This is a genomic window from Nocardioidaceae bacterium (assembly GCA_018672315.1).
GTDB lineage: Bacteria > Actinomycetota > Actinomycetes > Propionibacteriales > Nocardioidaceae > TYQ2.
The window spans coordinates 632386-656994 of the sequence record CP076053.1 but is presented as its reverse complement, the minus strand read 5'-3'; the positions used below and the strand labels follow the sequence as shown (position 1 = coordinate 656994).

At 73.4% G+C, this 24609-nt stretch carries 25 protein-coding genes; 11 read left to right on the top strand and 14 right to left on the bottom strand.

The window, feature by feature from the left end; genetic code table 11:
* Nucleotides 1-20: 20 nt before the first annotated feature.
* Both KLP28_03120 and map read right to left on the bottom strand, forming a co-directional pair.
* Entirely contained in the window at nucleotides 21-542 is a 522-nt protein-coding gene (locus KLP28_03120; protein ID QWC85761.1) for an endonuclease domain-containing protein, read from the bottom strand.
* A 462-nt stretch (nucleotides 543-1004) separates the two neighbouring features.
* Entirely contained in the window at nucleotides 1005-1871 is an 867-nt protein-coding gene (gene map, locus KLP28_03115; GenBank protein ID QWC85760.1) for a type I methionyl aminopeptidase, read from the bottom strand.
* Nucleotides 1872-1950: 79 nt separating this feature from the next.
* On the opposite strand from map, the gene KLP28_03110 reads away from it, so the two are divergent.
* On the top strand, nucleotides 1951-2175 hold the full coding sequence (locus tag KLP28_03110; protein ID QWC85759.1) for a hypothetical protein: 225 nt from the start codon (nucleotides 1951-1953) through the stop codon (nucleotides 2173-2175).
* Nucleotides 2176-2177: 2 nt separating this feature from the next.
* Here the strand turns inward: KLP28_03110 and KLP28_03105 are convergent, their stop codons facing one another.
* From KLP28_03105 to KLP28_03095, 3 genes are read right to left on the bottom strand one after another with little or no spacing between them, the layout of a single operon-like run.
* Complete coding sequence (locus tag KLP28_03105) at nucleotides 2178-2612, bottom strand: hypothetical protein (protein QWC85758.1); 435 nt, start codon at nucleotides 2610-2612, stop codon at nucleotides 2178-2180.
* Nucleotides 2613-2622: 10 nt separating this feature from the next.
* On the bottom strand, nucleotides 2623-3510 hold the full coding sequence (gene panB / locus KLP28_03100) for a 3-methyl-2-oxobutanoate hydroxymethyltransferase (protein QWC85757.1): 888 nt from the start codon (nucleotides 3508-3510) through the stop codon (nucleotides 2623-2625).
* A 9-nt stretch (nucleotides 3511-3519) separates the two neighbouring features.
* Entirely contained in the window at nucleotides 3520-3861 is a 342-nt protein-coding gene (locus tag KLP28_03095; protein QWC85756.1) for an antibiotic biosynthesis monooxygenase, read from the bottom strand.
* A gap of 53 nt (nucleotides 3862-3914) precedes the next feature.
* On the opposite strand from KLP28_03095, the gene KLP28_03090 reads away from it, so the two are divergent.
* Nucleotides 3915-5993, top strand: a complete 2079-nt coding sequence (locus tag KLP28_03090; protein QWC85755.1) for an NAD(+) synthase — start codon at nucleotides 3915-3917, stop codon at nucleotides 5991-5993.
* Between the two features lie 11 nt (nucleotides 5994-6004).
* Here the strand turns inward: KLP28_03090 and KLP28_03085 are convergent, their stop codons facing one another.
* Complete coding sequence (locus tag KLP28_03085; protein QWC85754.1) at nucleotides 6005-6418, bottom strand: nuclear transport factor 2 family protein; 414 nt, start codon at nucleotides 6416-6418, stop codon at nucleotides 6005-6007.
* A 168-nt stretch (nucleotides 6419-6586) separates the two neighbouring features.
* On the opposite strand from KLP28_03085, the gene KLP28_03080 reads away from it, so the two are divergent.
* From KLP28_03080 to KLP28_03060, 5 genes are all read left to right on the top strand, one after another.
* Nucleotides 6587-7891, top strand: coding sequence for a glutamine synthetase family protein (locus KLP28_03080; GenBank protein ID QWC86769.1), 1305 nt, complete (start codon nucleotides 6587-6589; stop codon nucleotides 7889-7891).
* A gap of 13 nt (nucleotides 7892-7904) precedes the next feature.
* Complete coding sequence (locus tag KLP28_03075; protein ID QWC85753.1) at nucleotides 7905-8696, top strand: type 1 glutamine amidotransferase; 792 nt, start codon at nucleotides 7905-7907, stop codon at nucleotides 8694-8696.
* A gap of 26 nt (nucleotides 8697-8722) precedes the next feature.
* Entirely contained in the window at nucleotides 8723-11749 is a 3027-nt protein-coding gene (locus KLP28_03070) for a bifunctional [glutamine synthetase] adenylyltransferase/[glutamine synthetase]-adenylyl-L-tyrosine phosphorylase (protein ID QWC86768.1), read from the top strand.
* 76 nt (nucleotides 11750-11825) lie between these two features.
* The gene (locus KLP28_03065; protein ID QWC86767.1) at nucleotides 11826-12119 is read left to right on the top strand and encodes an acylphosphatase; all 294 of its coding nucleotides are present in this window, start codon (nucleotides 11826-11828) and stop codon (nucleotides 12117-12119) included.
* Between the two features lie 28 nt (nucleotides 12120-12147).
* Nucleotides 12148-12474, top strand: a complete 327-nt coding sequence (locus KLP28_03060; GenBank protein QWC85752.1) for an acylphosphatase — start codon at nucleotides 12148-12150, stop codon at nucleotides 12472-12474.
* Between the two features lie 9 nt (nucleotides 12475-12483).
* Here KLP28_03060 and KLP28_03055 read toward each other — a convergent pair whose 3' ends face one another.
* The 5 genes from KLP28_03055 to KLP28_03035 all read right to left on the bottom strand — a co-directional run bounded on the left by KLP28_03055 (nucleotide 12484) and on the right by KLP28_03035 (nucleotide 19125).
* Nucleotides 12484-13668 carry a hypothetical protein gene (locus KLP28_03055; protein ID QWC85751.1) on the bottom strand — a complete coding sequence of 395 codons (1185 nt, stop codon included), beginning with the start codon at nucleotides 13666-13668 and terminating at the stop codon, nucleotides 12484-12486.
* A complete protein-coding gene (locus tag KLP28_03050; protein ID QWC85750.1) occupies nucleotides 13665-14666 on the bottom strand; it encodes a pyridoxal-phosphate dependent enzyme in 1002 nt (333 codons plus the stop codon). The genes KLP28_03055 and KLP28_03050 overlap by 4 nt, the downstream gene beginning before the upstream one ends.
* Before the next feature lie 218 nt (nucleotides 14667-14884).
* Nucleotides 14885-16363, bottom strand: coding sequence for an amidase (locus KLP28_03045; protein ID QWC85749.1), 1479 nt, complete (start codon nucleotides 16361-16363; stop codon nucleotides 14885-14887).
* 4 nt (nucleotides 16364-16367) lie between these two features.
* Nucleotides 16368-17816 (bottom strand): DEAD/DEAH box helicase, encoded by a 1449-nt coding sequence (locus KLP28_03040; protein ID QWC85748.1) that lies wholly within the window; start codon nucleotides 17814-17816, stop codon nucleotides 16368-16370.
* A 148-nt stretch (nucleotides 17817-17964) separates the two neighbouring features.
* The gene (locus KLP28_03035; protein QWC86766.1) at nucleotides 17965-19125 is read right to left on the bottom strand and encodes an NAD(P)/FAD-dependent oxidoreductase; all 1161 of its coding nucleotides are present in this window, start codon (nucleotides 19123-19125) and stop codon (nucleotides 17965-17967) included.
* A gap of 66 nt (nucleotides 19126-19191) precedes the next feature.
* Here KLP28_03035 and KLP28_03030 point away from each other — a divergent pair, with 66 nt between their 5' ends.
* The gene (locus tag KLP28_03030; GenBank protein ID QWC85747.1) at nucleotides 19192-19863 is read left to right on the top strand and encodes a hypothetical protein; all 672 of its coding nucleotides are present in this window, start codon (nucleotides 19192-19194) and stop codon (nucleotides 19861-19863) included.
* A 123-nt stretch (nucleotides 19864-19986) separates the two neighbouring features.
* Here KLP28_03030 and KLP28_03025 read toward each other — a convergent pair whose 3' ends face one another.
* The gene (locus tag KLP28_03025) at nucleotides 19987-20850 is read right to left on the bottom strand and encodes a dioxygenase (protein ID QWC86765.1); all 864 of its coding nucleotides are present in this window, start codon (nucleotides 20848-20850) and stop codon (nucleotides 19987-19989) included.
* A gap of 109 nt (nucleotides 20851-20959) precedes the next feature.
* Between KLP28_03025 and KLP28_03020 the strand changes: the two genes are divergently transcribed.
* Nucleotides 20960-21436, top strand: coding sequence for a MarR family transcriptional regulator (locus tag KLP28_03020; protein QWC85746.1), 477 nt, complete (start codon nucleotides 20960-20962; stop codon nucleotides 21434-21436).
* Between the two features lie 40 nt (nucleotides 21437-21476).
* On the opposite strand, the gene KLP28_03015 is transcribed toward KLP28_03020, so the two are convergent.
* A complete protein-coding gene (locus KLP28_03015) occupies nucleotides 21477-22481 on the bottom strand; it encodes a 5'-3' exonuclease (GenBank protein ID QWC85745.1) in 1005 nt (334 codons plus the stop codon).
* Between the two features lie 24 nt (nucleotides 22482-22505).
* Here KLP28_03015 and KLP28_03010 point away from each other — a divergent pair, with 24 nt between their 5' ends.
* On the top strand, nucleotides 22506-22952 hold the full coding sequence (locus KLP28_03010; protein ID QWC85744.1) for a heat-shock protein HtpX: 447 nt from the start codon (nucleotides 22506-22508) through the stop codon (nucleotides 22950-22952).
* A gap of 15 nt (nucleotides 22953-22967) precedes the next feature.
* Here KLP28_03010 and KLP28_03005 read toward each other — a convergent pair whose 3' ends face one another.
* Complete coding sequence (locus KLP28_03005; protein ID QWC85743.1) at nucleotides 22968-24179, bottom strand: MFS transporter; 1212 nt, start codon at nucleotides 24177-24179, stop codon at nucleotides 22968-22970.
* 140 nt (nucleotides 24180-24319) lie between these two features.
* Here KLP28_03005 and KLP28_03000 point away from each other — a divergent pair, with 140 nt between their 5' ends.
* Nucleotides 24320-24589: a hypothetical protein gene (locus KLP28_03000; GenBank protein ID QWC85742.1), complete on the top strand. Its 270-nt coding sequence runs from the start codon at nucleotides 24320-24322 to the stop codon at nucleotides 24587-24589.
* Nucleotides 24590-24609 lie beyond the last annotated feature (20 nt).

Sequence of the window (24609 nt, the reverse complement as noted above, 5' to 3'; positions counted from 1 at the left end):
GTCGTGCGTGTCACGACGACCTATGGCTCGTCGTGACACGCACGACCTGTGCGGGGGACCCCGTTCGCGCTGAGATCGTGGGCAAGCTGATCCGGGTAGTCGCGGATCTCGCGCGCGGTGGCCCGCAGCACGATGCGTGTCGGCGTGGTGAGTGCGCGCTGTCGCTGGATGTCGTCCTCCCACTGCTCCGCAGACATGTGGAACGCGCCGTCCACCTCGAGCACGAGCACACGGCCATCCGGCAGGTCCCACTCGCAGTCGGTGTAGCGGAGACGCCCCGCGGCATCACGTCGCCGCGTCTGTCGTCGAGGGCGCGCGAAGCCGAATCGGTCGCAGAGACGCCCGATCTCGACCTCGCTGAGCGACTGCGCGCCCTCGGCCAGCTCGCACACCAGCCGTCGGAACAGGCGGGCGCGACGCAGAGGCGAGAGCCGGTCCAGCTCGCCCGCGAGACGCTCCGGCGTGGTCAGACGCTGCTGGACGCAGGCGGCGAGGAGTCCCTGGGCGGACCTCTCGGACGGAGCCGTGGACGCCCAGAGCAAGGCCGCCGGCTCGACGCGCAGCGTGGGGAGAGACCAGCGCCTCGTGCACAGCGATCGGAGGTCGCGACGGGTCCGGGTCACAAGCACCCCGGGGAGCGCACCGACAGTGCAGGAGGCGTGGTGCACGATCTCGATCTGCTCCCGGTCCCACCCCCGCAGTCCGTGTCTGGCGGTGGCGCTCAGACCCGCCACCGCGGCCGTCGATCCGCCATGGAGGACGGCGAGCCACTCGCGCTGCGGCCGAATGAGCTCCCCGGTGGAGAGTGAGATGACCGTGGGACTCCGAGCGCTCCATCGCCCTGTACGGATGCGGTGGCGGACAGCGTCGGAACTGACGCCGGCCTCTCGGAGCTGTCGGCGCGTCAGAAGTCCGGCTTGGGCAGCGGCCAGGTCCCGAACGTCCATGCGGACACTCTGGGCGATGCCGGGACGGCGCTGCCTCCGTCATCCACAGGGGAGGAGTCAGGGGAGGGTGAGGATCTCCGCACCGTCGTCGGTGATGAGAATCGTGTGCTCGAACTGCGCGGAGCGACGACGGTCCTTCGTCACGACGGTCCAGTCGTCGGACCACATGTCCCACTCGTGGGTGCCGAGGTTCAGCATCGGCTCGATCGTGAACGTCATGCCGGGCTGGATCACGGTGTCGTAGTGCGGGTCGTCGTAGTGCGGCACGACCAGGCCGGAGTGGAAGCTCGGACCGATGCCGTGGCCGGTGAACTCACGGACGACGCCGTAGCCGAAGCGGCGGGCGTACGTCTCGATCACCCGACCGATCACGTTCAGCTGCCGCCCGGGGCGCGCGGCCTTGATGCCACGCATCATCGCCTCGTGGGTGCGCTCGACGAGCAACCGGGACTCCTCGTCCACGTCGCCGGCGAGGAACGTCGCGTTGTTGTCGCCGTGCACCCCGCCGATGTAGCCGGTGATGTCGATGTTGACCAGGTCGCCGTCCTGCACGACGCGGGAGTCGGGGATGCCATGGCAGATCACCTCGTTGGCGCTGGTGCACAGCGACTTCGGGAAGCCGCGGTAGCCCAGCGTGGAGGGGTACGCCCCGTGGTCGCACAGGAACTCGTGCCCGATGCGGTCGAGCTCGTCGTGGGTCACGCCCGGCTGCACGGCCTTGCCGCACTCGGCGAGTGCCTGGGCGGCGATGCGTCCGGCCGTGCGCATCCTCTCGATGGTCTCGGCGTCCTTGACCTCCGGGCCGGGGTCGCCGGTGGGTGCGGGCTTGTCGACGTACTCGGGGCGGACGATGTGCGAGGGCACCGGACGGCGCGGGGAGATCGTCCCCGGCTCGACGGGCGCGGTGGCGGTGCTGGAAGCCATGCCTGCGAGTGTAGGAGCCTCACCGCGCGGGGACGGGGACGGCGAGACGCCCGTCACGGGCACGCGAGAGGAGACGGTCGTGAGCGACGACTACGAGTCGGACAAGAAGTGGTACTACTGCACCAAGCACGGCACCGTCGAGCCCCGCAAGGGCTGCAAGGCCATCCATCGGCTGGGTCCGTACGACACCCGCGAGGAGGCCGCCCGGGCCCTCGAGATCGCCGAGAAGCGCAACGAGGCCTGGGACGACGACCCCGACTGGAACGACGACGTCGCACCCTCGGGTGACGACCCGGGCGACTGAGGTCAGCCCGCCGGCGACGGGCTCGAGGACGGGCTGGGCGAGGGAGTCAGCGACGGTGGTGGCGTCGGCGGGTCCGGGAACGGGTCCACGGTGGGCTGCTCGCGCAGCTGCCCGGTGAACGCGAGCACGAAGACCACCGCGAACCACGCCAGCAGCAACCACGCCGGAGCCAGGAGCACTCGCCGCGGGTGGGTCGTGAACCAGACCGCCCCGCCGGCGCGCATCAGCACCAGCCACACCAGCACCAGCGGGACGACGGCCCACCACGGCACGAACGTCAGCGACGCGAGGATCACGAAGCCGACGGCGGTCAGCAGCGCCATGCCGAGGAACGAACCGCGCAGGCGGCGTACGTTCTCCGGCGTCAGACGGTCGCGTCGCGGGACGCTGCCCGGTTCGTCGTCCTCGGGCCGCCGGGACGGGTCGAGGTCGCTCATCGAGAGCGGCTCACTGGCTGGAGAACGTGTGGTCGGGTCCGGGGAAGGTGCCGGAGCGGACGTCGTCCGCGTACGCGACCGCCGCGTCGCGCAGCACCGAGCGCACGTCGGCGTACTGCTTCACGAAGCGGGGCATGCGACCCGCACGCAGCCCGAAGGCGTCCTGCCAGACCAGCACCTGGCCGTCGCACCCCGCACCGGCGCCGATGCCGATCGTCGGGATCGAGAGCGCAGCCGTCACCTCCGCGGCCACGTCGCCGGGCACCATTTCCATCACGACCGCGAACGCGCCGGCGCCCTCGACCGCCTTCGCGTCCGCCATCAGCTTCTCGGCGCCCGCCCCGCGGCCCTGGATGCGGTAGCCGCCCAGGCTGTGCTCGCTCTGCGGCGTGAAACCGATGTGGGCCATCACCGGGACGCCGCCGTCGACCAGCTTCCGGATCTGCGGAGCCATCTCCGCGCCGCCCTCGAGCTTCACGCAGTGGGCGCCGCCCTCCTTCATGAAGCGGACGGCGGTGTCGTACGCCTGCTCCGGTGAGCCCTGGTAGCTGCCGAAAGGCAGGTCGGCGACGACGAGCGCGTACGTGCTGGCGCGTGCGACCGCCCGTGTCAGCGGGATCAGCTCCTCGACGGTGACGGGGAGGGACGTCTCGTTGCCGAGCACGTTGTTGGACGCGGAGTCTCCGACCAGCAGCACCTCGACGCCGGCCTCGTCGAAGATCTCGGCAGTGAGCATGTCGTAGCTCGTCAACATCGCGAACCGCTCGCCGCGCTGCTTCATCTCGCGCAGGTGGGCGGTGCGGACACGGCGTCGTCTCGGGGTAGCCGTCGCGCCCGCGGGCACCCCCGGGTCGGGCACCGCGTTGCCGCCGTAGGGGGCAGGCTGCTCGCTGCTCATGTCCTCAGACTAGGCCCGCTTGCCGTAGGCGCGAGTGACTGTGGCGACGCGCACGCGGTAGTCGGCGTACCAGTCCTGGCGGCCGCGCTCCTGCGCGAGGAGGTGCGCGGTGACCTGCTTCCAGGCGACGGCCGCGGCGTCGTCGACCCAGTAGGAGCACGTGATGCCCTCGAGGTCGTCACCGCGGGCCGACTCGACGCCGAGGTAGCCGGGCTGCTCGGACGCCAGGATCTCCATGCGCGCCGACATACGGTCGTAGGCCGCCCGCGCGTCGTCGTCGAGATCGCTGCGCAGCCGCGAGGTGAAGACGACCACCGTGTACGGCGGCTCCGGCAGATCGATCGGGCTCACGCAGCCATCCTCGCCTGAGCGTGACCACGCGCCTGACGTGCGAGGATCGTGTCGTGGACTTCACCAACGTGTACGCCCACGGGTTCGCCCGGGTCGCCGCGTGCGCGGTCCCGGTCGCGATCGCCGACCCGGCGACGAACGCCGAGGCGGTGCTGGCGCAGGCGCGCACCCACCACGACGACGGGGTCGCCGTGGCGGTCTTCCCCGAGCTGTGCCTGACGGGCTACGCGATCGACGACCTGGTCCTGCAGGCGACCGTGCTGGACGCCGTCGACGACGCGCTCGACCGCATCGTCGGGGCGTCCGTCGACCTGCGTCCCGTGCTCGTCGTCGGCGCCCCGCTGCGCCACGGGATGCGCCTGCTCAACTGCGCCGTCGTGATCCACCGCGGCGAGGTGCTCGGTGTCGTCCCCAAGAGCGCGCTGCCGACCTATCGCGAGTTCTACGAGCGTCGCCACTACGCGCCGGGCGACGACCGACGCGGGACCACGATCACCGTGGCCGGGCGCGACGTGCCGTGCGGACCGGACCTGCTCTTCGTCGCCGACGACGTGCCCGACCTCGTGCTCGGTGTCGAGATCTGCGAGGACATGTGGGTCCCCGTGCCACCGTCGGCCGAGGCAGCACTCGCCGGGGCGACGGTGCTCGCCAACCTGTCCGGGTCGCCGATCACGGTCGCCCGCGCCGAGGACCGGCGTCTGCTGGTGCGCTCGGCGTCCATGCGGTGCCAGGCGGCGTACGTCTTCGCGGCCGCGGGTGAGGGCGAGTCGACCACCGACCTCGCCTGGGACGGGCAGGCGATGGTCTACGAGTGCGGTGACCTGCTGGGCGAGACCGAGCGGTTCCCCGACGGCCCGCGCGCGACGGTCGTCGACGTCGACCTGGGTCGCATCGCTGCGCAGCGCGTACGCCAGGGCACCCTCGACGACAACCGGCGTACGCACGCGGCGCGCACCGAGGACTTCCGTCGCGTCGGGTTCACGCTCGACCCGCCCGCCGGCGACGTGGGCCTGCGTCGTGACGTGGCGCGGTTCCCGTTCGTGCCCGACGACCCGGCGCGCCTGGCCCAGGACTGCTACGAGGCCTACTCGATCCAGGTCTCGGGACTCACCCAGCGACTCGGCGCGATCGGCGGTCCCGACGTGGTGATCGGCGTCTCCGGCGGCCTGGACTCCACGCACGCCCTGATCGTCGCGGCGCGTGCGATGGACCTGCTCGGGCGGCCGCGCAGCGACATCCACGCCGTGACCATGCCGGGTTTTGCGACGGGAGCGGAGACGAAGGACCGCGCGACCCGGCTGTGCGCAGCGCTCGGGGTGCGCTTCGAGGAGCTCGACATCCGTCCGGCGGCGCAGCAGATGCTCGCGGACCTCGACCACCCCTTCGCGGGCGGCGAGCCGGTCTACGACGTCACCTTCGAGAACGTGCAGGCCGGGTTGCGCACCGACTACCTGTTCCGGATCGCCAACCACCGCGGCGGCATCGTGCTCGGCACCGGCGACCTCTCCGAGCTCGCGCTCGGGTGGGCGACGTACGGGGTGGGCGACCAGATGAGCCACTACGCGGTGAACACCGGCGTGCCCAAGACCCTGATCCAGCACCTGATCCGCTGGGTCGCCGACTCAGGTGAGCTCGGTGCAGCGGCAGGCGACGACGAGGTCGCCGACGTGCTGCGCGAGATCGTCGCGCAGGAGATCACCCCCGAGCTCGTGCCCGCGGGTGAGGACGGCTCGGTGCAGTCCACCGAGCAGCAGATCGGCCCGTACGCCCTGCAGGACTTCACCCTGTGGCACACCCTGCGCGACGGTGCGAAGCCGTCGAAGATCGCCTTTCTCGCCCTGCACGCCTGGGGCGACGCGACCGCGGGCCGGTGGCCTCCGGGCTATCCCGAGGACAAGCGGCAGGCCTACGACCTCGCGGGGATCCGCCGGTGGCTGGAGGTCTTCTGTCGGCGGTTCTTCGGGTTCAGCCAGTTCAAGCGCTCGGCGCTGCCGAACGGCCCGAAGGTCTCACCCGGCGGGTCGCTCAGCCCTCGCGGTGACTGGCGGGCGCCGGCCGACGGCAACGCGAGCGTGTGGCTGGCGGACCTGGACCGTGTGCCCGACGACGCGGGCGTCGAGTGGCACGCGTAGAGGCTCGCTGCTCAGCCGTCCGAGGGTGTCTGGGTGTAGAGCGCCAGGCGCCACGGCCCGGCGCCGGCCGGTGAGGTGCGTACGTACGTGCTGCTCATGCGAGCCGTGAATGTCTCCTCGCCCCGGTGGCCGACACCGAGGTAGACCAGCACGGCGACGTCGGCCCCGGGCGTCACGAGCTTCTCCTCGCTGATCTCGAAGGTGTCCCAGTGGCTGACCTCGCCGAGTGAGCCACGCACCTCCTCGCGGTCCATCACCCGGCCGCCGGCGAGCACCATGAGCCCGTCCTCGGTCATGAGGTCGGCGTAGAAGTGGCCGCCGGAGCCGCCGCACAGGGCCCGCCACCCCCGGTGCTCGAGGTCGCTGATCTGCTCCCAGAGCAGGTCGCGCTCGTGCTCGGTCAGGACCTGTCCACGCTCACCCATGCCGCCACGCTAGGTCGTCGACCGGCCGCCGTCACGCGCCCGCAACCTGCTCGCGATAGCGTCGGGCCGTGCCAGCAGGTGGCACGGCTGTTCCCCTCGTCCGGCGACGGCGCCGGCACCGTCAGGAGGCACCAGATGGGCAAGCAGGAGGACTTCGTCCTGCGGGCGCTGGAGGAGCGCGACGTGCGCTTCGTCCGGCTGTGGTTCACCGACGTGCTCGGTTTCCTCAAGTCGGTCTCGGTGGCGCCCGCCGAGCTCGAGGGCGCGTTCACCGAGGGCATCGGGTTCGACGGGTCGGCGATCGAGGGATTCGCGCGCACCAACGAGTCCGACATGCTCGCCCACCCCGACCCGAGCACCTTCCAGATCCTGCCGTGGCGCGGCGAGGGCCCCTCGACGGCCCGCATGTTCTGCGACATCCGGATGCCCGACGGCTCCCCGTCGTACGCCGACCCGAGGTTCGTGCTCAAGCGCACCCTGGACAAGGCGGCCGAGCAGGGGTTCACCTTCTACACCCACCCCGAGATCGAGTTCTACCTCTTCAAGGACGTGCCGAGCCCCGGTGAGGACCCGCGCCCGGTCGACCGCAGCGGCTTCTTCGACCACACCGCCCAGTCGCGCGGCTCGGACTTCCGCCGCGAGGTCATCACCATGCTGGAGTCGATGGGCATCAGCGTCGAGTTCAGCCACCACGAGGGCGGCCCGGGCCAGCAGGAGATCGACCTGCGCTACGCCGACGCACTCAGCATGGCCGACAACATCATGACCTTCCGCACCGTGGTGCGCGAGGTGGCGCTGGGCCAGGACATCTGGGCCAGCTTCATGCCCAAGCCCTTCACCACGCACCCGGGCTCGGGCATGCACACGCACGTCTCGCTCTTCGAGGGCGACAACAACGCGTTCTTCGCACCGGGGCAGCAGTACTCGCTCTCCGACACCGGGCGCCACTTCATCGCCGGTCTCCTGCACCACGCCAGCGAGATCACCGCGATCACCAACCAGTGGGTCAACTCCTACAAGCGCCTCATCGGCGGTGGCGAGGCCCCGGCGTACATCTGCTGGGGTCACAACAACCGTTCCGCGATGGTGCGGGTGCCGATGTACAAGCCCAACAAGGGGCAGTCCACGCGCGTCGAGGTGCGCACCATCGACCCGGCCTGCAATCCCTACCTCGCTTTCGCGGTGATCCTCGCCGCCGGCCTGAAGGGCATCGAGGGCGAGTACGAGCTGCCGCCGGAGGCCGAGGACGACGTGTGGGCGCTCAGCGAGGGCGAGCGTCGCGCGCTCGGCATCAAGCCGCTGCCGACGAACCTGTCCCAGGCCATCGAGGTGATGGAGGAGTCCGAGCTGCTCGCCGACTGCCTCGGTGAGCGGGTCTACGACTTCTACCTGCGCAACAAGCGCACCGAGTGGAACGAGTTCCGTCAGTTCGTGACCAGCCACGAGCGCGACATGATGCTGCCGGTGATCTGAGGCGGGTCGACGCATGGACGAGGTGCGACCGACGGTCCTCGTGGTCCAGCACGAGGACGCCGTGCCGCTCCGCCTGCTCGGCGACTGGTTGGGCGCGGAGGGGTGCGACCTGGCCGTCGTACGCCCCGACCGTGGCGAGCCGCTCCCGGGTGAGGGGGCTCCCGAGGTCCTCGAGGCGTACGACGCGCTCGTCGTGCTCGGCGGCACGATGGACAGCTGGGACGACGCGGGGCACCCGTGGTTCGCCGGCACCCGCGCGCTGATCCTCGCGGCGGGGCGCCTGACGATCCCCACCCTCGGCGTGTGCCTGGGCCACCAGCTGGCCGTCCAGGCGTACGGCGGGCAGGTCGGCCGCAACCCGCACGGCCCCACGGCCGGCGTCGTGCCCGTCGGGTGGAGCGACGCGGCCACCGACGACGCCCTGCTGGGCCGGATCGCCCGACGGTCGGTCGACGACTCCGCGCAGACCGTGGCCGTGCACCACAACAGCGACGTCGCGACCCGCCTCCCCGACGGCGTCGCCCTGCTGGCAGAGGCCCCGGACGGCAGCCCCGAGGCCGTACGGTTCGCACCGTCGGTGTGGGGTGTGCAGTGCCATCCCGAGGCGGACGCCGGGCTCGTACGCCTCTGGGAACGGGTGCGCGAGGGCGACCCCGACCCGGTCGTCGTCGCCGAGGTGCTGGCCGCCGAGAAGACGCTGGTGGAGACCTGGCGGCCGCTGGCCACCGCGTTGACCGACCTGGCGCACGCCCGGCGTGCCGCTCGCCTCAGCGAGGCGCTCGACCTGCCCGAGCCGCGCCCGTGAGCCCGCTGCGACAGGTCTCGCCGCGCATGGCGCTGACCCGGCTCGGCTTCACCGACACCGAGGCCACCCTGACCGCGATGGAGCGCATCGGCGTCGAGGTCAGCTCACCGCTCGCGCCGATCCTCGGGCTCGCGGCCGACCCGGACCTCGCCGCCCGCCGCCTCGCGGACCTGGCCGACGCGGTCGCGGCGTCGTACGCGGAGATCGACGGCCCCGGGGACACCTCGACCGAGGCCGAGCGCGAGGAGCTGGCCGCGAGGTGCCGGGCCGAGTTCCTCGACGCCGTGGCGGGCGACGAGGGCACGGCGATGCGGCTGAGCGCGGTGCTCGGGGCCTCCGACGCCCTGGGCGAGCACCTGCTCCGCCACCCCTCCCACTGGCGCGAGCTGACCGACCCGACGCTGGGGCGTACGCGGGCCGCCCGCTGGTACCTGCGCGCCTGCCTGCTGCTCGCCGTGGGTGCCGACCCCGACCACGAGTCCGCGATCGCGACCCTGCCGGACGCGGAGGCGGTCGACGCGCTGCGCGTGGAGTACCGCCGGCTGCTGCTGCGCCTGGTCGCCCGCGACCTGGCCCACCAGGTCGCCCTCGACGACGTCGCGGCCGAGATCTCCGACCTGGCCACCGGCACGCTCGAGGCGGCCCTGGCCGTCGCCCGGGCCCGGGTGGCCGAGGGTGCGCACACGTGCCGGCTCGCGGTGATCGCGATGGGCAAGTGCGGGGGACACGAGCTGAACTACGTCTCCGACGTCGACGTCGTCTTCGTGGCCGAGCCCGTCGAGGGACAGCCGGAGCAGGTCGCGATGCGGGCGGCCACCCAGCTGGCGAGCCACCTGATCCGCATCTGCGGGGACCACACGGCCGAGGGCACGATCTGGCCGGTCGATGCCAACCTACGGCCCGAGGGCAAGCACGGCCCGCTGGTGCGCACCCTGGGCTCCTACGTCGGCTACTACGAGAAGTGGGCACGCACCTGGGAGTTCCAGGCGCTGCTGAAGGCGCGGCCGGTCGCGGGGGACGCGGCCCTGGGGCAGGCGTACGTCGACACGCTCCGCCCCCTGGTCTGGAAGGCCTCACGACGGGAGAACTTCGTCCGGGAGACCCAGGCGATGCGCCGTCGCGTGCTCGAGCACATCCCCGCAAAGGAGCGGGACCGCCAGCTCAAGCTCGGCTCCGGTGGACTGCGGGACGTGGAGTTCGCCGTGCAGCTGCTGCAGATGGTGCACGGCGCCGGGGACGAGGACATCCGCGAACCGACGACGCTCTCGGCGCTCGACGCGCTCACCAAGGGCGGCTACGTCGGGCGCGAGGACGGGGCGGCGCTGCACGACGCGTACGCGTTCCTCCGGTCGGTCGAGCACCGGCTGCAGCTGGTGAAGCTGCGCCGCACCGCGCTCATCCCCACCGACACCGACGAGCTGCGCCGCCTCGCGCGGTCGTTGGGGATGCGCCGCGAGCCGGTCGAGCAGCTGACCGAGGCCCTGCGCGAGCAGCGGGTGGTGGTGCGGCGACTGCACGAGAAGCTCTTCTACCGCCCGCTCCTGGACTCGCTCGCCACCGCCGGCCACGACGCGGCGCTGCTGAGCTCGAACGTGGCGACCGACCGGCTCGCGGCGCTGGGGTTCGCCGACCCGGCGGCGGCGATGAGGCACCTCGATGCGATGACCACCGGCTTCTCGCGCAGCGCGAGGATGCGCCGGGCGCTCCTGCCCGCGATGCTCGCGTGGTTCGCCGACACCCCCGACGCCGACGCGGGCCTGCTCGGGTTCCGCTGGCTGTCCGAGGAGCTCGGCGGCTCGCCGTGGTACCTGCGGATGCTGCGCGACGAGGGCGAGGTCGCCCAGCGGCTGGCGCTCGTGCTGGGGTCCTCCCGGTACGCGGGCTCGCTGCTGCGCCGCGAACCCGAGGGCGTACGGCTGCTGTCCGGGCAGGGCCTCGAGCTGCTCGGCCGGGAGACGCTGCAGATCGAGATGCTCGCGACGGTCGGTCGGGCGGGCGACGCCGCAGCCGCGAGCAGCGCCGTCCGCGCGATCCGTCGGCGCGACCTGGTGCGCGTCGCGTGCGCCGACCTGTGCGGCCTCGTGGACGTGGTGGAGGTGGCCGAAGGCCTGACCGACCTGACGCACGCGACGCTGGAGGCGACGCTCGCCGCCGCCACGCGGGCGGTCGAGGCCGAGCGCGGCGAGGAGCTGCCGACTCGCATGGCGCTGGTCTCGATGGGGCGTCTCGGCGGCCACGAGATCGCGTACGGCTCCGACGCCGACGTGATGTTCGTCCACGACCCCCTGCCGGGTGCGGACCCGACGAAGGCGTCGCGCGCGGCGACCGCGGTCGCGAACGAGATGCGCCGCATGCTCGCACAGGCCGGCCCCGACCCGTCCCTGGAGCTGGACGCCGCGTTGCGTCCGGAGGGCAACCAGGGCCCGCTGGTGCGTACGCTCGATTCCTACGCCGCCTACTACGGCAGGTGGTCAGCGGTCTGGGAGGCGCAGGCGCTCCTGCGCGCCGAGGCCGCCGTCGGCGACGCGGACCTGTGTCGCCGGTTCACCGAGCTGGTGGACCCGCTCCGGTGGCCCGCGGCCGGGCTCTCCCCGGCCGAGGCCACCGAGGTGCGACGCATCAAGGCACGCGTCGACAACGAGCGGATGCCCCGCGGCGCCGACCCGAAGATGCACCTGAAGCTCGGCCGCGGCGCGCTCACCGACATCGAGTGGACCGTGCAGCTGCTGCAGATGCAGCACGCCCACGACGTGCCGGGCCTGCGGACCACCCGCACGCTGCCGGCGCTCCGTGCCGCCCGCGAGGCGGAGCTGGTGACCCCGGAGCAGGCCCGCTGCCTGGAGGAGTCCTGGCTGTGGTGCAGCAGGGCCCGCAACGCCGTGGTGCTCGTACGCGGGACCCCCGACGACCAGGTGCCGCGCGAGGTGCGCGACCTCAGCGCCGTCAGCGAGGTGCTCGGCTACGAGCCGGGCGAGTCCGAGGACATGCTCAACGACCTGCGGCGGGCGCTGCGTCAGGCCCGTGGAGCCGTCGAGGAGATCTTCCGGCCTTGACCCGGGTGCCGTACGCCGCGGCGGGTAGTGCCCCTGCATGACGACCACGAACCAGGGGAGCGACGGCGGCGGAGAGATGCCCGCGCGGGGTCTGGTCGCGCGCGAGGTGCGCGTCCACGGCACGGTGCAGGGGGTCTTCTTCCGCGCGACCTGCGTCGAGGAGGCGCAGCGGGCGGGCGTACGCGGATGGGTGCGCAACGAGCCCGACGGCACGGTCAGCGCCCACTTCGAGGGCGCTCCGGACGCGGTGGAGCAGATGGTGCGCTGGTGTCGGGAGGGCTCACCGCAGGCCGAGGTCACCGGGGTGGAGGCGACCCAGGCGACCCCCGAGGGTCTCGAGAACCTCGAGAGCTTCGAGCAGCGGGGATGACTCCGGTGCGGGTGGGGACGGTGAGGACATGACTGAGGCATCGACCCCCGGGACCGAGATCGACCTGTCGGAGACGCACGCCCGCCAGGTGCGCGTCAGCGGCCCGCGGGTCCAAGACGTGCACTTCCGCGAGCACTGTGCCGAGCGTGCCGCTCAGGCCGCGGTGACGGGGTGGGTGTCCAACGAGCTCGACGGCACCGTCGCTGCCCGCTTCGAGGGCACCCGGGGCGCCGTCGAGGATCTCGTGGCCTGGTGCCGCGACGGGTCGCCGGAGGCCGAGGTCGCGGAGGTGTCGGTGGAGACCGTCGAGCCCGAGGGCCTCACCGAGTTCACGGTGCACGACGGCGTGGCCTGAGCTGGCCGGTCACACGACCTGGTTCTCGCCGCCCGTCCGCGCCGCACGGAACGGCCGCCTGGGACGGCCGACCTCCCCGAGCCCGGCACGCCAGCGCACCGTCTCCTCGTCGTCGACGGCGACGAGCACACCGCGCAGCGCCATCAGCAGCGACCCGTACGTCGGCCACAGCAGTCCGGGGAGGTCCTGGGTGGACATGTCCTCGGCCAGCCGGTCGAGGTCGTCGCGTACGGCGGTGACGCTCTCGTCGAGGTCGGCGACGCGTCGTCCCGTCTGGTCCAGGAGCACCAGCCACCGGTCGCGGAAGTCCTCGTCCCACGCCTGGCTGGTGCCGACGCCGCCCGCCACGACGCGCGCGATCGTGCGGGTCTGACCGACGGCGTCCTCGAGGCCGGCGAGCAGGTGGTCGTACACCGCGGGGGCGCCCGCGTGTCCGGAGATCAGACGGCGAGGGTTCAGCGTCTGGGTCTCCCGGGTCCACCGCACCTGCTGCCGGGCTCGGTCGAGGTCGTCGTCGAGCGTCCGCGTCACCTGGCTCCAGTCCGTCGCGGCCTCGTCCTCGGCCGGACCGCTCTCGAGCTCGGCGGCCATGCGGCGGAGAAGTCCGCCGAGGTCCCCGAGGATCCCCTGCAGGGTGCGCCCGGCGGCCCGGTCGTCGAGCGGGGGGAGCAGGACGGCGTTGACCGCCACCCCGATGCCGGTGCCGAGCACGACGGCGCCGAGCCAGCTGATCACGGTGTCGGTGCTCGTCGGGTCGGCGGCGACGAGGATGAAGATCGCGTACGTCGCCACGGCCACGCCCTCGAGCCGCAGCACCGGGACCCGGGAGGCGAGGAGCCCGACGACGACGCCGACAGCCAGTGCAGGGGCACCCGAGAGCGGGGACAGCGCGATGCCCGCGGCGAGCAGGATCCCCAGGGAGGTCGCCACCACGAACTGCGCGCCGCGCACCATCGAGCGGTGCACGGTGGCGTGCACGACGAGCAACGCCGACCAGGCGGCCAGGAACGGCTCCGCGAGGTCGAGCACCGCGGTCGCGACCAGCCATGCGGAGGCCGTCGCGAGCGCGGCCTTGACCACCTGAAGCAGATCGGTGCGCACCTCGGGGAACCGCATCAGGGTCGGCAGCCGCCGCACCGCGGCGCGTGCCCTGCGCGCGGCGTCCCGTACGCGCGCGGACGCCGGGGCACTCATCCGGCCGGGTGCGGCCGGGCCGCCTCGGGGATCTCGTCGAGCAGGTCGGGGTGACCGAGCAGCCCCGGCAGCCCACCGGAGTGCAGCAGCACGACGGGGCCGTCCGGGAGCGTCCCGGCGCGTGCGGCCGCGGCCAGTCCCGCGGCGGCGCGGCCGACGTACGTGCCGTCGACGATGACCCCCTCGGTGCGGGCGAGGAGGCGTACGGCGTCGTGGACGCCGTCGCTCAACCTGCCGTAGCCCTCACCGACCTGGTCCTCCACGAGGCGCAGGTCGTCGGCGTCGACGTGGTGACCGGCGGCATCCAGGAGGCGGTGGACGGCGGCGCGGCCGTCGGAGGTCGCACCGGTGTCGACCCCGACGACGCGCGCGGGGCCGAGCACGGACACGAGCCCGGCCATCGTGCCGCCGGAGCCGACGGCGCACCAGACCTCGGCGAGGTCGCGGCGGGTGGCCAGCAGCTCGTGGGCGCAGATGGCGTAGCCCGCGATCGAGGTGGCGCTCGAGCCGCCGTACGGGACCAGGAACGGCCGCGCGTCCTTGACCGCCAGCGCCGCGACCGCCTCGTCGGCTGCGACCGCGAGCGACCGCTCGCCGGCCCAGAGCACGGTCGCGCCGCAGAGCTCGTCGATGAGGAGGTTGCCGCGGGCCGGGTGCTGCGGGGGGTGCCCCGCCAGCACGAGCACGACGTCGAAGCCGAGGCGCGCGCCGACCGCGGCGGTCGCCCGGGCGTGGTTCGACTGCGCGGCACCGGTGGTGACCAGCGTGCGGGCGCCCGCGGCGGTGGCCTCGGCGCAGAGGACCTCGAGCTTGCGCAGCTTGTTGCCGCCCGCGCCCACCCCGCCGAGGTCGTCGCGCTTCAGCAGCAGCTGGTCGGGGGCGAGCCCGAGCGCGGCCGCCAGCCGGGGGGCCTCCTCCAGCGGTGTCGGGGTGGCCATCAGGCGGACGGGCCCCGGGGTCGTGCCGGGCTGCAGGTCCGTGTCGTTCGTGCCGTTCATGGTCGCGCTCCTACCCGCGTACGGGACGGGGCCGAACGCCCCCCTGCGGGCCCCCGGGCTCGCGTACGCGGCCCCTGAACGCCCGCACCTGCGCGCGTACCCGTGCTCCTGTGGGCCTGCAGTCCCGCAGATGCACTGGAAAGCCCGCATGTGCGGGCGTTCAGGGGGCCGAACCGGGAGGCGGAGGCGAGAGGGAGGGGGGTCCGGGGCGGCGGGGCTCAGGCGTCCTGGATTCGCCGGAAGGGTCGTTCGGCCTCCAGCTCGTACGCCAGCTCCAGCAGGGTGCGCTCGTCGCCGTGCGCGGCCGAGAGGTGTACGCCGATGGGCAGGCCGGTCGTCGTCGCGCCCAGCGGCAGCGAGATGCCGGGTCCGCCGGAGGCGTTGTTGGCCGGGGTGAACGTGGCCCACTGCGTGAGCCGCTCGAGCTGCTGCGCGGCCGGCTGGTCGGGGCCGAGGAAGCCCAGCGGCGGGGCGGGGTGCGCCAACGTGGGGGACAGGATGGCGTCGACCCCGGCGAAGGCCTCGGCGTAGACCGCCGCCGACCGCCGCAGTGCGAGCAGTGTGCCGGGCAGGCAACGCCAGCGGCGGCCCATCTCTGCTGCCAGCGTCGTCGTCAGCTGCTCGGTGGCCCGCGCGTCGAAGCGACGACCGGTCACCACCCGCCCGGCGTGCTGCACCCCCCACGCCAGCATGGCCCAGTAGGTGAGGAAGTGCTCCCGGAAGTCCTCGTCGACGGGCGGGTCGACCTCGACCACCTCGTGCCCCAGGCTCTCGAGCAGGTCGGCGGTCCGCTCGACCGTGGCCCTGGTCTCCGCCTCGGTGGGGTCGCTGGCGGGGGCGTCGAGCACCAGCCCGATGCGGCGGCGGGGGCCCGGTCCCTCGACCAGGCCGACGTCGGGCAGGGTCGCGTCACGCTGTCGACCGTCCAACCAGGCGACCCACGCGGCGGTGTCCCGCACGGTGCGGGTGAGGACGCCGTTGCCGACGATGTCGACCGGCAGGCCCTTCGCGGCGAGGCCTGCTGCCTCGCGGCCGCGGGTGGTCTTCAGGCCGACGAGACCGCAGCACGCCGCGGGGATCCGGATCGACCCGCCGCCGTCGTTGCCGTGCGCCAGAGGCAGCGCACCCGAGGCGACCAGGGCGGCCGACCCGCCCGAGGACCCGCCCGGCGTGTGGTCGAGTTGCCACGGGTTGCGGGTCGCGCCGTGGGCTGACTCGGTGCTCGCGTTGAAGCCGTACTCCGGCAGCGTGCTCTTGGCGAGCACCACGAGCCCGGTCTCGAGCAGCTGGCGTACGACCGGCTCGCTCGCCCGGGCCGGTGCGGCGGTGAACGCGGCCGATCCGTGCTGGGTGGGCACGCCCGCCAGGTCGACGTTGTCCTTCAGCACGGTCGGGACGCCCACGAACGGGCCGTGCCCGCGGTCCCGGCCCGCGGTCGTGGCGCGGTCGATCTCCTCGGCCCGGGCGTACGCGTCGGCGTACGTCGTGAGCACCGTCGCCCCGAGATCGGGCTCGACCGACCGGATGCGGCGTACGGCGGCGTCGACGACCTCGTGGGCGGAGACCTCACCGGCCGCGATCGCGGCGGCGACCCCCGTGGCGTCGTGGTCGCCCAGCGCGTCGTCGGCGACGGCGCAGACCCGTGTCCGCCCCGTGCTACCCGCGCTACCCGTGCTCCGGGTGCTCCCAGTGCCCATCGGCTCAGCGGCGACCCGAGGAGAACGACGAGGCGCTGTGGGAGCCGCCGGAGCCGCTCGTGCTGCGCCGGCGCTGGCCGGACGGGCCGCCCTGCTTGCCCCGACCGCCGGCGCTGCCGCCCTGGCCGCCGCGACCACGCGAGCCCTGCGCGCCACCGGCCGAGCCGGCGCCCGAGCCCGACCCCGAGCGCCGACGCCGTCCCTGGCCGGGCTTGCCCTGCTTCTGCGGCCGCGGCTGCGCCACGGGCTCGACCGGGTCGCCGTAGACCCGCTCGCCGGGCGCGATCTCGGCCAGCAGCGGGTGGGTCACGGTGACCGACGTCGTGGTCGGCTTGATGCCGGCCTTGCGCGTCAGGTCGCGCACATCGCGTCGCTGGGCGTCGGTCATGATCGTGACGACGGTGCCCTCCGAGCCCGCGCGGGCGGTGCGACCGGAACGGTGCAGGTACGCCTTGTGCTCCACCGGCGGGTCGGCGTGCACGACGAGGCCCACGTCGTCGACGTGGATGCCGCGGGCGGCGATGTCGGTCGCGACCAGCGTGCCGGCGGTGCCGTCGGAGAAGGCGGTGAGGTTGCGCGTCCTCGCGTTCTGGCTGAGGTTGCCGTGCAGGTCGACGGCCGGGACGCCGGCCGCGTTCAGCTTGCGGGCCAGCGCCTTCGCGCCGTGCTTGGTGCGGGTGAAGACCACGGTGCGACCGGGGGCGGCCGCGAGGTCCTTGACCACGGCGAAGCGGTCGGCGTCCGCGACGTGCAGCACGTGGTGCGTCATCGTGGTCACCGCCGAGGTGCCCGGGTCCACCGAGTGGGTCACCGGGTCCTTGAGGTACCGCTTGACCAGCACGTCGATCGCGTTGTCGAGCGTGGCGGAGAACAGCATGCGCTGACCGCGCGAGGGCGTCTTGTCCAGGATGCGCTTGACCCCGGGCAGGAAGCCGAGGTCGGCCATGTGGTCGGCCTCGTCGAGCACGGTGACCTCGACGGCGTCCAGGTTCACGTGGCCCTGGCCCATGAGGTCCTCGAGGCGACCGGGGCAGGCGACGAGCACGTCGACGCCGTTGCGCAGCGCCTTGACCTGCGGGTTCTGGCCGACGCCACCGAAGATGGTGAGCGTACGCAGCCCCAGGGCCTCGGCCAGCGGCTTCACGGTCGCATCGATCTGGGTGGCGAGCTCGCGGGTCGGTGCGAGCACGAGGGCGCGCGGCCGGGTGGGCGTACGCCGGGCGCCCGAGGCGCTCAGCCGTGCGACCACGGGGAGCGCGAAGGCGACGGTCTTGCCGGAGCCGGTGCGCCCTCGGCCGAGCACGTCGCGACCGGCGAGCGAGTCGGGCAGCGTGGCGGACTGGATCGGGAAGGCGGTGGTGATGCCGTCGCGGGCCAGCACGTCGGCCAGCGCGGCGGGGACGCCGAGGGAGGTGAAGGTGGGAAGGGTCGCGGAAGAGGGGGATGCAGTCATGGTGGTGGCACCGCGAGTCGCGGCGCGCGTCTCCTGAGGAGTCGAAGGGGTCGTCCTGCCCGGCGCGAGCGGAGCTCGCGGCGCACGGTCCGTGACGAGTCACGCCGGCCCGAGGCAGAACGGATGGGGCCGGCTCGTGAGCACCAGCCTACGGGCTGGGGGCCTCGGTCAGCGAACCGACGAGGCCTTCGGCGGTGTCGCGTGCGGCACGTCCGACGCCGATCAGGGTCGCCGAGGCGGGACCGCACCAGTCGCCGTACCCGAGGAACCAGACGTCGGGGTCCGACGCCGACCGGGTCGGGTACGCGCCGGAGGCCCCGGTCGTCTCCGGTCTGCCGTCCCGGTGGGCCAGGTCGAGGTGGCGCAGATGACGCAGCGCGGGCCGGAAGCCGGTCGCCCACACCACGGTGTCGAGCCGCACCTCCTCGCCGTCGGCGAACCGCGCGCCGTGCGCGGTCAACGCCGTCAGGCCGACGCGGGCGGTCATGCCGAGGTCGTCGCGGGCGTGACGCACCGCGGGCGTCGCCACGATGTCGCCCAGCGAGGCGACACCGCGGGCCTCGCGTCCGGCGGCGCGGTCCGCGAGTGCCTGCGTGGCCGTCTCGAAGAGGACCCGCCCGTCGACGTCGTCGGCGAGGTAGCACGGCGCCCGGGTGGTCACCCAGTGCACGGCGTCGGGCGCGGGGCCGCCCTGCTCGCGTGCGCGCTCCTGCGCCTGCAGGAGGTCGGCGGTCACCTGGGCCCCGGAGTTGCCGCCGCCGACGACGAGCACGGACTCCCCGGCGTACGCGGAGGGGCGCCGGTGGTCCACGACGTGCAGCTGCCGGCCGCCGAAGGAGCCGGCGCCGCGCACGGCCGGCACGAACGGCTGCTCCCAGGTGCCGGTGGCGTTGACGAGATGTCGCGTGGCGAGGGTGCTGCCGTCGTCGAGGTCGAGGCGCAGCACGCCCTCGTCGCGCTTGTCTCGGTGCACCGCGGTGACGCGTACGCCGTGCCTCACGGGCAGGTCGTAGCGACGCTCGTAGTCGGTGAGGTAGTCCACGACGGCCGAGGCGGGAGGGTTCGCCCCGTCCGCACCGCCCGCACCGCCCGCTCCGGATGGCATGCGGTGCCCGGGGAGCGAGGAGAACGCGGCAGGGCTGAACAGCCGCAGGGAGTCCCAGCCGTCCCGCCACGCGCCGCCGGGGTGGTCGCGGGCGTCGAGCAGGACGAGGTCCAGCGGGCGCCGGCCGTGCCTGGAGACGTCCCGGTTGTGGCGCCACAGGTGGTAGCCCAGGGCGAGGCCGGACTGGCCCGCCCCGACGACCACCACGTCGAGAGCCGCTGTCGTCACGTCATCCTGTCCCCGACTGGTCTAGGCGTCTACCGTGGCGGTATGTCGTCGCGCGAGGCCGCCGTGCGCGCGGTCGTGCGCGCGATCACGGTCATCGTGCCATTCCTGCTGCTGGTGGCGGTCGGTGTGGGCTGGTGGCTCAAGGGCGCCCAGCCGCCGTCGCGGGTCGGCGCCCTCGGGGTGCAGGTCAGCGGGCTGCGCGTCGTCACCGTGCCGGACCCCGACGACGAGAGCAGGCTCGAGCGGGCCGCTGCGCGGGTGGCGCCGGGGCTCCGGGACGGGCGGTTCTCCCAGATGGACCACCGCCGCGCCCAGTACGCGGTGGCCCGCGTGACGGTGCCGAAGCGCGCCGAGGTGCCCGAGGGGTCCCACCTGTTCCTGGCGGTGACGCAGCAGGGGACGGCCGACGGGGAGCCCGGGCTGCTGACGTCGTCGTGGACCTGGGTACAGGACGGGGCGAGCGCCGGGACCCCCGGCACGACCATCGGGTGGTCCGACGAGCTGGGGGAGGCCACCGACGCGGTCGGGTGGCTGAGCGCACGGAGCACCCAGGGCACCGCGAGCCCCGCGGCGGTGGAGCTGCACCCGGGCGACGACCTCTTCGTGTACGCCGGCCTCGCCGAGGGCGCCCGCGTCGCGGCCGAGGAGGTCACCGTGGGCCTGGTCTGGCTCGGCCCCGGCGGCGGCCTCTGGGACAGCGCGCCCCTGGCCTGATTCCGTCCCGCCCGCCCCGGCCTGAACGCCCGCGTACGCGGGTCACCCCGTGCTTGCGCGGGTCTGCAAGCCCGCAGAAGCACCCGGATACCCGCGTACGCGGGCGTTCAGGGAGGAGCGGCCTCAGGTGAGCTGCACCGAGCGCTTGGAGTTCGTCAGCTGCGTGCCCTCGATGACGGTGCGCGCCGGGGCGCCGGCGTCGTCGGCCGCACCGAGCGCGACGAAGAGCGGCACGTAGTGCTCGACGGTGCGGTGCGCGTACGCGACCCCCGGTGCCCGCCGGAAGTCGGCGAGGGCGTCCACGTCGCCCGCGTCGAGACCTGCCGCGGCCCAGGCGTCGAACTCGGCGTTGAAGGCAGGCAGCACGTCGAGCGGCGCGCCGGTGGCGAAGCCACCCATCCAGTGGGTGAGGAAGCCCGACCCGACGACGAGGTACCCCTCGGCCCGCAGGGAGCGGAGCCTCCGCCCGAGAGCGAGCAGCTCCTCGGGCCGCAGGCTCGGCATGCTCACCTGCAGCACGGGCACGTCGGCGGCGGGGTACATCGCCATCATCGGGATGAACGCCCCGTGGTCCAGACCCCGGGCGACGTGCTGGTGCACCTCGGTGCCCTGCGGCAGGGCGCCGACCACCCGGCGGGCGAGGTCGCTGCTGTCGGGCGAGGGGTAGCGCAGCCTGTAGTAGGCGGGATGGAACCCGCCGAAGTCGTAGAAGAGCGGAGCCGCCGCGTCCGTCGCGGCGACCGCGAGCGGCGCGTTCTCCCAGTGCGCCGAGACGACCACCACGCCTCGCGGCTTCGGCATCGACAGCGACCAGTCGTGGAGCTGGCGCAGCCACACCGGGTCGTCCAGCAGCGGCGGCGCGCCGTGGGCGAGGTAGAGCGAGGGCGTCGGCCCGTCGGCGGGGGTCCAGGCGCGGTGGGCGGCCGTGAGCGTACGGCGCTCGGCGACCAGGTCGGCGTACGCGCCGGCGGGGACGGCGGGGTTCATCAGGTCGACGGTCATGGTGGTCCTCTCGGCGGTCTCACCAGGGCAACGCTTCACGCGTGAAGTGTATTCCGAGACCCGCGACGGGCGGGAGGAGGCGTACCGTTCTCCCGTGGCCGAAGAACCGCGGTGGCTCGACGACGACCAGCAGGATGCCTGGCTCCCGTTCGTGCAGATGCTGATGCGGCTGCCGGGGGCCCTGGACTCCCAGCTCCAGCAGGGCGCGTCGATGAGCCACTTCGAGTACCTCGTGCTGGCCGTCCTCTCGATGCGCGAGGACCGTCGCTGCCACCTCCGCGACGTCGCGCGTATGGCCGGCAGCTCCCTTCCGCGTCTGTCCAACGTGGTCACCCGGCTCGAGCAGCGGGGCTGGGTGGTGCGCGAGGGCGACCCGGTCGATCGACGCAGCACGTACGCGGTGCTCACCGACCAGGGGGCGGCGCAGCTGGAGGCTGCCGCGCCGGTGCACGTGGCCGGCGTACGCGCCCTGGTCGTCGACCGTCTCACCCCCGCTCAGCTGCGGACGCTGGGCGAGGCGGCCGAGGCGATCCTGGCGGCCGTCGACGGCTCGGTCGATGGGGCCGGCTGAGCCCGGCTGAGCCGGCTCTGCCAGATGAGGCGGCCAGGACCTACGAGGCGCGTGAGCCCGGTGGCTCGCTCAGCACCCGCAGGGCGAGGTCGGTGGTCTCGGGACGGCCGAGGAAGCCCACGACGCGGGCCACGGTGACGGCGTCGAGCGGCAGCAGCCCGGCCGAGCCGGGCACCTCGGGGGTCAGCCCGAGGTCGACGTCGGTGTGCCCGCGCATCAGTGCGTGGTTGAACTCGAAGCGCTCCCGGGCGTCCGGCGCAGCCAGGTGTGAGACGACCGTGCGGCCGGCCCGGGGTCGCCCCAGCTCCGCGCAGAGGTCGTCGACCGCCGCGGCGACGGTCGCGCCGTCGCAGGCGGCGAGGTCGGCCCAGACCTCGGTCATCGGACCGACCGCGGCCACGAGCAGTGCCGCGGTCTTCTCCCCGAGTCCGCGGACGCCCGGCAGGTTGTCGCTGGCGTCACCGCGCAGGGCGGCGTACGTCAGGTAGTGCTCGGCCGGCACGCCGTACATGCTCTGCAGCCGCGGCGGCGTCAGGAGGGGTGAGTTTGCGATGCCGCCGGAGATCACGCGCAGCACGCGGCAGTGGTCGGAGACGTGGGCGAAGGCGTCGCGGTCGGAGGTGACGAGCACGCAGTCCCAGCCCTGGCGCCCGGCCCACACCGCAGCGCTGGCCGAGACGTCGTCGGCCTCGAGTCCCGGCGGGGTGACCGCGTGCAGGCCGAGGGCGCTCAGCAACGCCTGGGCCCGCTCCAGCTGCTCGACCAGGGTGTCGTCCTTCTCGGCACGTCCCGCCTTGTACGCCGGATAGGCGTCCTCGCGCACGGACGCGCGGCGGTCGTCGATGCCGAACACCACGGCGTCGGGAGCGAACCGGTCGAGCACCTCGAGGATCTGCCGCAGCATGCCGTGCAGCGCCCACGCTGGGCGTCCTGCGGTGTCGCGCAGGTCCGAGGAGCGTCGGGCGTGGTGGTTGCGGTGCAGCAGCGAGGGTGCGTCGACGCAGAGCAGGAGCCGTCGACGTGCCGTCGTCCCCCCGCCGTTCACGCGAGCACCGTACGCTCACCGAGCGTGACGGACTCCGCCCGGTCAGAGGTTCCCCAGGTCGTCTTCGCCTGCGTACGCAACGGTGGCCGCTCGGTCATCGGACGGGTGCTGACCGAGCACTACGCGCAGGGTCGGGTCGCGGCCGTCTCCGCCGGGACGCAACCGGGGGAGCACATCCATCCCGAGGTCGCGGACGCCCTCGGGGCGCTGGGTCTCGACACCTCGGCCGAGACGCCGGAGAAGCTCACGCGGGAGACGATCGAGGCCTCGACGGTCGCGATCACGCTCGGGTGCGGCGAGGAGTGCCCGTACGTCCCGGGCGTCCGGTACGTCGACTGGCCCGTCGCCGACCCCGGTGGTCAGGACCCCGCGACCGTGCGTGCGGTGATCGCCGACATCGACGCACGCGTACGCGACCTGCTCGTAGAGCTGGTGCCGGGTCTCGACCTGCCCCGTTCGGTGCTGGGCTGAGGTGACCGGACCGCCTCAGGTGTGCGCGCGTCGTCGCTGATGGGCCGCGCCCTCGAGGCCCGCGGCGACCAGCAGCGCAGCCACGCCGGTGAGCGCGAGAACCATCGGCAGGCCCAGCGGTCCGAGGGCCGCACCGGCCACCGTCGGGGAGGCGATGGACACGATCGCGCCCACCACGAGGGCAGTGGTGAACGACTCCTCGGGCACGTCCGGTGAGGCCTCGGCCGTCCAGACCGACAGCACCGACGAGCCCACCATCAGGGAAATCCCGAACACCACCGCGCCCCCGAGGACGGCCACGAGGGAGTCGCCTCCCCACGACAGGGCCAGCAGGGCGACGCCGCTCAGGGACAGGCTCAGGCTGCCGACACGCCCCGTGCCGAGGCGGCCTGTCAACCGCGCGGTGAGGAGTGCGACGAGTCCGCCGAGACCCACGAGCGCGAAGAGGATCGGCGCTGCCACGGCCGCCAGACCCCCTTGTCGCGCGGCGTCCGCGGCGTAGGTGAGGTAGACGGTGACGGCGGTGAAGAAGGCCGCGGAGAATGCCAGTGGTGCGATGAGACCTCGTCTGCGGACGACGTCCCGGGTGCGTACCGGAGCCCTCGAGCCCGACTCGGCGCCGGCGTCCACGAGATCCTGGGGCGCCGAGGCCGGCCACGGGTCTCCCGGCTTGAGCCGCGGCACGAGGCGCAGGTTCACCAGTGCGCCGACGAACGCCGCCACCGCGATGCCCGCCCAGGTCGCCCGCCAGGACGTGGCGGCCCCGACGAGCCCGAGGCCGGCGACGAGCAGCAGGCCCGCACTGGTGCCCGTGGTGATGACGGCCAACAACGTGTTCTGGTCGCGCCGGGGCGTCGAGCTGGTCACGATGTCGGAGTACGGCGCCCACACCCATCCGGCGGCCGCACCGCTGAGCACGGCCCCGACGCCCAGCACGAGCCCGTTCGGTGCCGTCGCCACCGTCGCGCAGCCGAGCACGGCGCAGCCCGCCCCGATGGTCGTGGGCGCTCGCGGGCCTCTGCGGTGGGCCAGCGGGGGCACCGCGAGGAGCCCGAGCAGGTAGCCGACGAAGGTGCCGCTCGCGATGAGGCCGAGGAGCACCTCGGAGAGGTCGAACTCCTCCCTGAGATCGGGGAGGGTCAGGCCGTACGCGTAGCGCGCCATGCCGAAGGCCACGCCGACGACGGCAGCGCCGCCTACGCCGACCTTGATCGAGTTGCGGTCCACTGGTGCCCCCCTGTCGTCCTTGTGTCTCGGAGCCCGGGTTCCCGGGAGCGGACGTGTCAACCGGTGAGTTCCACGCCGGACCCGCGACTCGCGGGCCGATCGGTCGAGATCTGTCGGTGGTCGGGCGCAGCATGGAACCCATGAGCACCTCACCTCTCGACACCGACCCGGCGATCACCCTCACCGCCGACCTGGCTGCGCTGAGCCGCTGCGAGTGCGTCCTGTGTGACCACTCCGACTCGGCCGCCCACGACGACGCGGCGACGTGGCGGCTCGTCTGGGAGTTCAGTGACGACGCCGGCGACAGCCTCGGCGAAGACACCCTGCTGCTGTGCGAGCACTGCTGCGGCGAGTGGTTGCAGACCCCGGAGACCTTCGGCGGTCAACCGCTGCGGGTGGTCCCGGCATGATGCCTGATTGAGACAGGCAA